The following is a 2,880-nucleotide window of genomic DNA, read 5'->3' on the forward strand; positions in this document are numbered from 1 at the left end:
ACTAATTCAGCAGTCTCCTTCGCTCGAGAGAGGTGGCTTGTCGGTATGTCACCTCTCCCAAACTTGTTTGGGAGAGGTCGAGCAGAGCCTTCAGCGAATGCTCGGGTGAGGGCCGTCCGAGCAATCTCAATCGAACGATGCTTCAAGGATGCCCACCGCGGCCCTCACCCGGACGAGGCCTTGAGGGGCCCGTCCGACCTCTCCCGTGCTTCGCTCGGGCGAGGTGGCTTGTCGGTATGTCACCGCTGCGGAAACGCAATTTGGGAGTCATGCGTGGGACCCGGCCGCTCACGCGTCACGGCTCATGAAATCAACAAGCCGTTGACGAATTCCGCTACTCGAGAAGCGATTTTCCTACTCGATCACGATGTTTCGTGATGGATACGACGGTGAATGGATTTCGTGAACGCTGCCGTCTTCGCTCTCAACCACGTACACGCCACCGAGGCGAGCATGGAAGCGCGAGTCTTGCGATGGTTTGATTCGCGTCGCTCGGCCTCGTCGCCCCGATGACGTGATGGGGTAAACCATCAATTCCGTTTCGGTCTTGTTTGTGAAATTCAGTTCGGCACTCCAGCGTCCTGGATTCGGATTCGAATGAACCGCGGGTGTCATTCGCAATGGCTTTCTTGGATGCGACTGGACCAATTGCTTGGTCAATTGGTCGACCAGATCGGCGGATGCCGAAGCAACGATGTTTTCACTCTCCACGTCGCTGGATCGATGATCGTAGAGTTCGCGATCGGTCACCTCGCCCGTCTCGAAGTCTCGCCACTCGATAAAGCGATAGTCGTTGGTCCGCATCGAATAGCCCATGTACTGACGCCCTTCAAAATTTCGGTAGTACTGGCTCATCGCCGTGTCATGCACTTTGGTTTGCGAGTCTTTCAAAATTGGCACTAGACTGCGGCCGTCGACAAAATCGGGAGTGTCGATTCCGGCGAGTTCGCAGAGCGTTGGAAACAGGTCCAGCAACTCAGCCAATTGATCCGTCTTTTGCCCCGCAGTCTTCATCCCAGGTGCAGCGATTAGCAGCGGGACGCGTGCGTCGATTTCGTAGTTGGTCATCTTTCCCCAGCCACGGTTCTCGCCGAACTTCCACCCATGGTCACTCCACAACACCACGATCGTGTTTTCGGAGAGGCCTTCTTCCTCGAGGGCATCGAGCAGCCGACCAATTTGGGCATCCACGTAGCTGACGCAGGCGTAGTAGGCATGAACCAGATGACGTCGCTTTTCAAGCGGTAATTCACGGTCGTCCCACGGCCGCGGCATGTCGATTAGATCAACATAGTGCGACAATTCACTGTTGTTGCTTGGCGCGTAGCCAGGCGTGTTTGGGATCACGTGTTGATCTTCGAGTACTGGCAATTTGGATGGATCGTGCATGTCCCAATACTTTTTCGGGGAAACCCAGGCCAAGTGCGGCCGGATGTATCCCATCGCCAGAAAGAACGGTTCGGATTGCTCGCCCAGTCGACGCAAGTCTTCGATCGCCATCTCGGTTCTCGCACCGTCCAGGAGGTCGGTGTCATCCAAATCGGGTGCCGCCGTGCTCGGGTTTCGCAGGTTGTTTTTTCGCCAATCCCTCGCAGGCAATTCCTTCATCGCCGCTTGCACTGTCTCGCGAGTGCCATCGGGATACGGATTCGGAAGCGATCGCAGCTTGCGAATCGGCTCGCTCCACGACTGCGGATCGGGAGTGGGATTGTGATAGATCTTTCCATGGCTGACAGCGGTGTAACCGAACTTGCGAAACCACTGAGGCATCGTCACCGCGTCGGGTTTGGCTTCGCGAAAGTGAATCGGCAACGTCCATACGCCCAAGTTGTCGGGGCGTAAACCGGTCATCAAACTGGCTCGTGACGGATTGCACACCGCAACTTGGCAGTAGGCACGATCGAACTGCATCCCTCGAGCGGCCAAGCGGTCCATGTTCGGCGTGATCGCGACGGGGTCACCGTAACACCCCATCGACGGCCGCAAATCGTCGACCGCGATGAACAAGATGTTCGGACGCGTTTTCGATGCCGTCGTGGTTGTTGATTCAGGTACCGGTTGGATCGCAATGAGCGTCTTGGTCGTGCGGACGTAGAGCACTCCGTCCGAGATCGCGGGTGTGGCGAAACAAGGGTGCTCCATTTCATTTTCGGCCAGGATTTCGAATTCGGGACCTGCCTGGACCACATACATCTTGCCGTTCTCCGAAGGACAGTAGATCTTGTCGTCGGCGGCCACCAACGATGCGGTAATCGACGCACCACTGCCAAGCCGTTCCTCGTAGATCTTTTCGCCGGTCTCGGCGTGAAAACAGCGGAGGACGCCATTGGTGTTGCCCAGATACAGATAGTCGCCCCACACCACTGGCGTCGACATGTAGCAGCCGCCTCGGTCGACCTTCCAAACCACGCTTTGCTCGGCGGCCGATTCGGATTCGGTCAAGTTTCCTTTGGCATCCGTTGCAATCGCATAGATCGGTGACGGACCCCCATGGGCATTGGTGATATAAATGCGATCATCGTGAACAAACGGAGTCGGAATCGGATTGTCACCGCCGCCTTCGATCCGCCACACCTCGTCTCCGGTTTCCAGGTCGTAGGAAACAATCCATGGCCAACCATTGACTACGACTTGGGTGACGTCATCGTTGTGGTGAATCAGTGCCGTGCCCCAGCTTCGCTCGCAATCTTCCTGACGCGACTTTCGCCAAATCTCTTCACCGTCAGACAGTCGCAGCGTCACCACGTACGGATCCGTGGGGTCATCGCAGACCAGAACGATGCGGTCACCGTAAATCGCCGGCGAGCTGGCGTAGCCCCAACCGATTCCGTACTTGCTGACGTTGATGACCCCCAAGTCGCGTTGCCACAGCAGGTTGCC

The 2,880-nt window shown here is 56.8% G+C and carries 1 protein-coding gene; it reads right to left on the reverse strand.

Annotated features, from left to right (window positions below; genetic code table 11):
* Window positions 1-354 precede the first annotated feature (354 nt).
* A partial coding sequence (locus tag ABX962_RS34025; RefSeq protein WP_372726113.1) for a sulfatase-like hydrolase/transferase occupies window positions 355-2,880 on the reverse strand: 2,526 nt, incomplete at its 5' end.

The organism is Novipirellula sp. (assembly GCF_041583735.1).
Classification (GTDB): Bacteria; Planctomycetota; Planctomycetia; order Pirellulales; family Pirellulaceae; genus Novipirellula.